At 56.7% G+C, this 7,272-nt stretch carries 6 protein-coding genes; 4 read left to right on the forward strand and 2 right to left on the reverse strand.

Going from position 1 to position 7,272, the window contains the following annotated elements; translation table 11 throughout:
* Positions 1-56: 56 nt before the first annotated feature.
* Genes RBB63_RS07320 through RBB63_RS07330 form a run of 3 tightly spaced genes read left to right on the forward strand, consistent with a single transcriptional unit; the run spans position 57 to position 3,111 of the window.
* Positions 57-1,133 carry a glycosyltransferase family 4 protein gene (locus tag RBB63_RS07320; RefSeq protein WP_309382627.1) on the forward strand — a complete coding sequence of 359 codons (1,077 nt, stop codon included), beginning with the start codon at positions 57-59 and terminating at the stop codon, positions 1,131-1,133.
* Positions 1,130-2,281, forward strand: coding sequence for a glycosyltransferase (locus tag RBB63_RS07325; protein WP_309382629.1), 1,152 nt, complete (start codon positions 1,130-1,132; stop codon positions 2,279-2,281). Before RBB63_RS07320 ends, RBB63_RS07325 begins: the two co-directional genes overlap by 4 nt.
* Positions 2,278-3,111: a glycosyltransferase family 2 protein gene (locus tag RBB63_RS07330; protein ID WP_309382631.1), complete on the forward strand. Its 834-nt coding sequence runs from the start codon at positions 2,278-2,280 to the stop codon at positions 3,109-3,111. Before RBB63_RS07325 ends, RBB63_RS07330 begins: the two co-directional genes overlap by 4 nt.
* A gap of 142 nt (positions 3,112-3,253) precedes the next feature.
* Here the strand turns inward: RBB63_RS07330 and RBB63_RS07335 are convergent, their stop codons facing one another.
* Both RBB63_RS07335 and tsaD read right to left on the reverse strand, forming a co-directional pair.
* Positions 3,254-4,963 (reverse strand): NADPH-dependent assimilatory sulfite reductase hemoprotein subunit, encoded by a 1,710-nt coding sequence (locus RBB63_RS07335; protein WP_309382634.1) that lies wholly within the window; start codon positions 4,961-4,963, stop codon positions 3,254-3,256.
* A gap of 92 nt (positions 4,964-5,055) precedes the next feature.
* Positions 5,056-6,174, reverse strand: a complete 1,119-nt coding sequence (gene tsaD / locus RBB63_RS07340; protein ID WP_309382636.1) for a tRNA (adenosine(37)-N6)-threonylcarbamoyltransferase complex transferase subunit TsaD — start codon at positions 6,172-6,174, stop codon at positions 5,056-5,058.
* Between tsaD and RBB63_RS07345 the strand changes: the two genes are divergently transcribed.
* Complete coding sequence (locus tag RBB63_RS07345; protein ID WP_309382638.1) at positions 6,155-7,138, forward strand: SAM-dependent methyltransferase; 984 nt, start codon at positions 6,155-6,157, stop codon at positions 7,136-7,138. The two genes, tsaD and RBB63_RS07345, sit on opposite strands and share 20 nt — an antisense overlap.
* Positions 7,139-7,272: the final 134 nt, after the last annotated feature.

The following is a 7,272-nucleotide window of genomic DNA, read 5'->3' on the forward strand; positions in this document are numbered from 1 at the left end:
TACTCGGCAACTACTCGCAAGATCGCCAATTCAGCATGCTTGGCTTTTGCACGCTGATGTCCGAGGGCTTGCTTGAAGCAGGACACACCGTCGATGTGTTTCAACCATCGGTGCGCCACGGACGCAATCAGAACACGCATCGAGGGATCGGCAAATGGCGGGGCTACATGGATAAATACGTCTACGGGCCTTTGGAGTTAAAAAGACAGCTACGAGAAGCCCGCCCTGAGCTGGTTCATATCTGCGACCATGCAAATGCAGTTTACCTACCCTATCTGAATGATGTAGCCACCGTCGTGACTTGTCATGATATGTTTGCGATCAAAACCTGGTTGGGCCAAATCCCCGGCCAACAGAAATCCAAGATCGGCGGACTTCAACAGCGTTGGATTTTCAAGCATTTGCAAAATGCGAAAGCCATTGCCTGCGTCTCGCAAGCAACACTGGATGACCTAACACAGCTCGCTGCTCAAACCAGAGAACATGCGCAGGTGATACCCTCCGCACTTCCCTTTCGCTATGCGCCCTTGCCTCGAGCAGACGCAGAGCACTTCCTAAAGTCTGCAAATCTGAAGACACTCGCTGGCAATCCGCTGCCGGATCAGTTCCTACTGCATGTAGGCAACAACAGCTGGTATAAAAACCGTGACGGCGTCATCGAAATCTCGATAAAGATTTTGGCAAAAACACCGATGCTGGGCCTGGTGCTGGCAGGCGCAGCACTAAGCGATCAACAACGCCTTGCCCTCGAGGGATACGAAAACCGAGTAGCCTTAGCCGTTCGGCCGGCAAACGAAACGCTACAAGCTTTGTATTCCAAAGCAACTTTGTTTCTATTTCCCTCTTTGGCCGAGGGCCTCGGCTGGCCACCTCTGGAAGCACAAGCCTGTGGATGCGCAGTAGCCGTATCCGACATCGAACCCTTGCGCTCAAACTGTAGCTCTGCCCTTCTCATCGATCCTAATGACTCAGACACTGCAGCACAGCAAATCATAGAGCTCCTGAATGATCCACAACGATTGAGCGTCCTAAGAGCTGACGGGTTAATCAATGCACAACGCTTCCAAGCAGACGCCATGATCCAAGCCTACATCGATTTCTATCGGCATGCCATTGCAGAGCATACAGCATGAAAATTTTGCGCATCATCCATTCGGCTAACCCAAAGATTGGCGGCCCAATCAACGGGATAATCAACTCATCGAAATTTATCTCACGAGATGGCCACAAGGTGACGCATATTAGTTTGGATGCACCTGCCGATGTCAGTGGAATCGATCTTCCAGGAGAATTCATTGCCCTTGGTCCAAGCAAAAGCGGTTACGGATTTTGTCCCAACCTGGACCAATGGCTCACCAAAAACTTACCGCGATTCGATGCGGTACTGGTGCACGGCATCTGGCAATACCATGGCTTTGCAGTCTGGCGCCATTGCCGACGTCTGGGGAAAACAGCGCCGCCGTATTATGTATACACCCACGGCATGCTGGACCCTTGGTTCAAGCGAACTTATCCACTCAAGCACCTGAAGAAATGGCTCTATTGGCCTTGGGGAGAATATCGGATTCTTCGCGATGCGAAGGCCGTACTGTTCACTTCTGAGAAGGAAAAAATCCTCGCACGGAAATCCTTCTGGCTATACCGCGCGCATGAGAGAGTGATCGGCTACGGCACACAGCGACCAGAGTTCTCACAGGAACAATATCAGGCAGAATGGAGTAAACTTTGTCCTGCAAAGCAAGGTGCGCGTTACTGGCTTTACCTGGGACGCTTACACGAAAAGAAAGGCGCGGACCTATTGATTAATGCCTATCGGGCGCTCAAATCTATTCGAAAATCTTTGCCGGACCTGATCTTGGCAGGTCCGGAACAGGACACTCGATTCACCGATCAGCTAAAGCAAATGGCGGCTGACGACCCGCAAATTCATTTCGTTGGCATGCTGAGTGGCGCCGCAAAGTGGGGCGCGCTGGCGAATGCCGACGCGATGGTACTGCCATCACATCAAGAAAATTTCGGCATTGTAGTAGCCGAAGCAATGGCGATGTCCACTCCGGTCCTCATTAGCAATAAAGTGAATATCTGGCGTGAAATCGAACAAGCGAAGGCTGGCATCGTCGCTAATGATGATCTCTCAGGCACTCAGGAATTGCTGAGCCAGTTTTTAGAATTAGACCAAGGGCAGCGATCCGAGATGAGCAGGGCTGCTCAGAAATGCTACGAAGACCATTTTTCAATGGAACGCGCGACTCACGACTTAATTCAATTCCTACAAGCATGAGCCCACTTGACCTGACAGTCGTGCTGCCAGTGCGCAATGAAGAGCGCAATCTGGGCGAAGCATTAAAGGCGCTGGGTAATAACTTTGCGATGCAAAGCATTGTGGTGGATTCAAGCAGCACCGACCGCACCATTTCGATTGCGGAAGAGCATCGCGCCAAGGTCATCAATTTCGAGTGGGATGGCAAATTTCCGAAGAAGCGCAATTGGCTGCTCCGTAACCACCCTCCGACTACCAAATGGGTCCTCTTCCTTGATGCCGACGAATGGCTGACCGAAGACTTTAAAGCCGAAGTCCGCGCAGCACTTGCGACTACTGAGCACGTCGGCTTCTGGCTCAACTACACCATCTATTTTGAAGGCAAACCACTCAAGGGAGGCTACCCGCTGAAGAAGCTCGCGCTGTTTCGAGTGGGCGTCGGCGAGTATGAACGTATCGACGAAAATCGTTGGAGCCAACTCGATATGGAAATCCACGAGCACCCAGTACTCGACGGGACCACAGGTGAAATCCATGCGAAGATCGACCATCGCGATCTGCGCGGCCTCGACCATTGGAAAAAGAAACATGCCGATTACGCCGCTTGGGAAGCCCATCGCTACCTGGCAATCAAGGATAACTCTGCGTTGCAAAGTAAGTGGAGCACCTTCCAGAAAATCAAATACCGCCTGATGGGCACTCCCCTACTGGGCCCGGTATTTTTCTTCGGTTGCCTGTTCGGCATGGGCGGCTGGCGTGACGGCAAACGCGGCGTGCAATGGGCATTGCTCAAAGCTGGCTATTTCAATGAGATCAGCCGCTTGGTTTGGGCTGAGCGTAAACAAAAGTAGTTCTCCCACTCCTACGCTTCGGCTTGTCAGGAGACTGCGCCCGACCTTTTCACCCAAACAGCCCGTTCACATCGAACGGGCTGCTTCGTTTTAAAAGCTCATTTGCGCACTGCGCAAATCTACCAGTGCAGCGGGACGCTGCCTAGTTTTCGATCCAGAACTCGGTCTTGGAATCGTTGACTGCTTTCACATAGCCTGCGCGGATGGTGAAGTCGCCGAACTTCTCGCCTTCATTGCGCTCCTTGGCGTAACGAAGGATGATTGGCTTGAGCTCGTCGAGCACCTGCTGGTGGGTGATGCTGTCGCGGTAAAGCTTGTTCACACGGTTGCCGGTGAAGCTGGCGCCAAGGTAGAGGTTATACTTACCGGGGCTGCGACCAACGAAACCGATTTCCGCGAGGAACGGACGAGCGCAACCATTCGGGCAACCCGTCATGCGGATGACGATTTCGTCTTCGCGCAGGCCAGCTTCATCGAGAATGTTTTCGATGTCGGTGATCAGGTCCGGCAGGTAGCGCTCGGACTCGGCCAAGGCGAGACCGCAAGTCGGCAAAGCCACGCAGGCCATCGAGTTGAGACGCAGTCCGCTGGTGTTCAGGCGGTCCATGATGCCAGCATCCTTCAAAATCTTTTCAATCGCGGGCTTCGACTTTTCCGAGATCGCGCCGATGACGAGGTTTTGATTCGCGCTCAGGCGGAAGTCGCCGGTGTGAATCTTCGCCACTTCACGCAAAGCGGTCTTCATCGGGAAATCAGCGGTGTCGAGCACGCGACCGTTCTGGATGAACAGCGTCAGGTGCCACTTGTCGTCAATACCCTTCACCCAGCCATAACGGTCGCCGGTGTGTTCGAAGGTAAAGTCGCGGGCTTCCTCAATCGTCACGCCGGAACGCTTGGCAACTTCAGCGCGGAAGGCATCGAGGCCCATGTCTTCCACAGTGTATTTCAGACGGGCGTGCTTGCGGTCGCTACGGTCGCCGTTGTCGCGCTGTGTGGTCACCACGGCTTCGGCAATCTTGATCGCGTCTTCGGTCTTGATGAAGCCGAGCATCTGCGCAACACGCGGATAAGTCGCCTTGTTGTTGTGCGTCATACCCATGCCGCCACCGACGGTCACATTGTAGCCGACAAGCTTGTCGTCTTCCACGATCGCGATGTAGCCGAGGTCGTGCGCGTAGATGTCCACATCGTTGCTCGGCGGCACGGCGATGACAGTCTTAAACTTGCGCGGCAGGTAAGTCTTGCCGTAGATGGGCTCGACGTCCTCTTCGCTGGACTCCAGCTTCTCGCCGTCGAGCCAGATCTCGTGGTAAGCGCGGGTGGCGGGGGTCAAGTGCGTGTTGATGTCCTCAGCCAGCTTTTGCACCTCTGCATGGACGGCGCTTTGGTAAGGATTCGGGTTGCACATGACGTTGCGGTTCACGTCGCCGCAGGCCGCAATGGTGTCGAGGCACGCGTCGTTGATCTCCTTGATCGAGCGCTTCAGGTTGCTCTTGATGATGCCGTGAAACTGAAAGGCCTGGCGCGTGGTGAGCTTCAGCGTGCCGTTGGCGAACTCATCAGAAATCCGGTCCATCTCGAGCCATTGATGCGGGGTGCAAACGCCGCCCGGCACACGCACGCGCGCCATAAAGCTGAACGCCTTGTCCAGCTTTTGCTTGCGACGCTCGTTACGCACATCGCGGTCGTCCTGCTGGTAGATGCCGTGAAACTTCGTCAGCTGACCATCATCGTCGGACAAGGCTCCATTGCTGACATCGGCCAATCCTTCCAGGATCGTGCCCCGGAGAAAGTTACTGTTCTCCTTAATCGTTTCGTTCTTCGACAACTTCTTCACGTTAGTTTCGGCCATAATCTCTATAATAGTTGGAAGAGTTTTGCCTTCCTGACAACAAAATTAAGTATCTTAGGTAGAATAGTCAAGTTAATGCGCAGTACTAACAGCTAGGCTAATGCCAAGGGCACAGATGGATCAAAAGTCATACTGCCGATAGGTTGCTCCAGCGACTCCGGGTCTAGCCAGCCAGCAAACGCGATCATCGCAGCGTTGTCGCCGGTGTGCTTGCGCTGGGCCAAGAGCACTGGCAGGCGCTTTTTGTAGGCCAGCGTCTCCATCTCCTCGCGCAGCAGCGTGTTGTTGGCGACCCCGCCCGAGAGCCCGATGCTGGCGACCTTCGTCTTGGCCAGCACGTGGCGCGTTTTGTTGACGAGCTGGCGGACGATGGCCACCTGGTAGTCCGCGCAAATGTCGGGCAACGCGCCGGCGAGCTCGTCATCGGTCATCGCTTCGAGCTGATAGCGCAGGCTAGTCTTTAGCCCCGAAAAGCTAAAACGGAAATCCGTGCTTTTGGCGATGCCGGTGGGAAACTCAAAGCGGCCGGTCTTGCCTTTGGCGGCGGTCTTTTCGATCTGAATGCCGCCCGGGTAAGGCATGCCGAGCAGCTTGGCACCCTTGTCGATGGCTTCACCAGCGGCGTCATCGACCGTCTGAGCGAGTAGGCGGATGCAGCGCTTTTCGTCGATTAAAAACAACACCGTGTTCCCGCCCGAGACCAGCAAGCCAAGATGCGGCAGCAGCTTTTGAAAGTTCGCTTCGAAGTCCTGGGGGGCCTCCGCGTGCAGCGCAATGAACGGCGAAAACGCGTGCCCGCGCAAGTGGTTGACGGACACCAGCGGCGCGCCCCAGGCCGTCGAGAGCGACTTGGCCACCGCGATCCCGACTGCTAGGCAGCCAGCGAGTCCAGGGCCCGTCGTCACCGCGATCTTATCCACCGGCTCCAGCGCGACGTCGGCCTGCGCCTTGGCCAGCAGCGGCCCGAAATTGTGGACGTGCTCGCGGCTCGCTAGGTCGGGCACCACGCCGCCGTATTCGCCATGCAGCGCGATCTGCGAGTGCACCCACTCGCCCAGCATCCCCGCCTCGCTGTCAAACAACGCCAGGGCCGACTCGTCACACGAACTTTCAATCGCCAGGTATCTCATCGTAAAAAAACTTCCGCGCCAATGCTTGCGCGAGCCTCCATGAGGAACAATCTTTGGCGCCGTGGCAACCCGCGAAACCATTCCCGCCCCACTCCTTTCCGCCTTCCGCGACGCGGCCGACGCCGGGGGGCGCCTGAGCTACGCCGACTTCTCGCGCCTCGCGCTCTACCACGAGGCCGAGGGCTACTACCGGCGCGACCGCCAACGCGTGGGCAAGGCGCAGGGCACGGACTTCTACACCTCCGTCTCCGTGGGCAACGTCTTTGGCCGCGTGATCGCCGAAGCCGCGCGTCAGCTCATTGCACCGCAAGATTCGGCAGAGTTTACCTTGGCCGAGATCGGCGCCGAGCCCGAGGGGGGGATGTTTGCGGGCGTCGAAACCGGCTTTGGCGCGGTAAAAACTTTCCCGCTCGGCCATGAATTCCAGCCCGACCCGCATACCGTGCTCGTGGCCAACGAAATCCTCGACGCCCAGCCCTTCCACCGCCTCGAGTTCCACGAAGGAGCGTGGCGCGAATGGGGCGTGGCGGTCGATGGCGATACACTGCGCGAAGTCCCGCTGGATAAATTCAGCGAGCCCGCTCAAACTCTGCTCGCAGACGCCCTGCCCGCGGAATCGCTCCCCGGCTACCGGCTCGACATCGCGCTGGAGGCCGAAACGCTCGTCCAACAATGGGCCGCGGGAAACTGGTCTGGCGCGATTATCCTGATCGACTACGGCAAGGGCTGGCCCGAGCTGACCACCGTCACCCCGCAAGGCACGGCGCGCGCGTATTTTCAGCATCAGCAGCATAACGAGCTCCTCGCCCTGCCCGGCCAACAGGACCTCACGACCCACGTTTGCTGGGACCGCATCGAGGCGGCGCTCAAAGCGTCGGGCTTCGCGCCCCTGCCCTACGAGCGGCAGGAAGCGTTTTTGGTCAAGCGTGGCTGGACCGAAATCGAACGCCTCAGCACGGACCCCGAAAACCGCCGCCAGCTGCAATCACTGATCCACCCCAGCGGCTTCGGCTCGAAGTTCCAGGTGTTGGCGGCCACGCGGTGAGTGCTTCAATTGAAAGGCAAGGTGGAGCCGGCTGTCCCTAGAGCACTTTTCATCTAGATTTGCCGAGTCAGGTGGGGTAGAGATTGGATGCAGCGCAAGGCGGCTTTGATTGAGCGGGCTGGAAGCCCGTGATT

It is taken from the genome of Cerasicoccus frondis, assembly GCA_031296915.1.
Classification (GTDB): Bacteria; Verrucomicrobiota; Verrucomicrobiia; order Opitutales; family Cerasicoccaceae; genus Cerasicoccus; species Cerasicoccus frondis.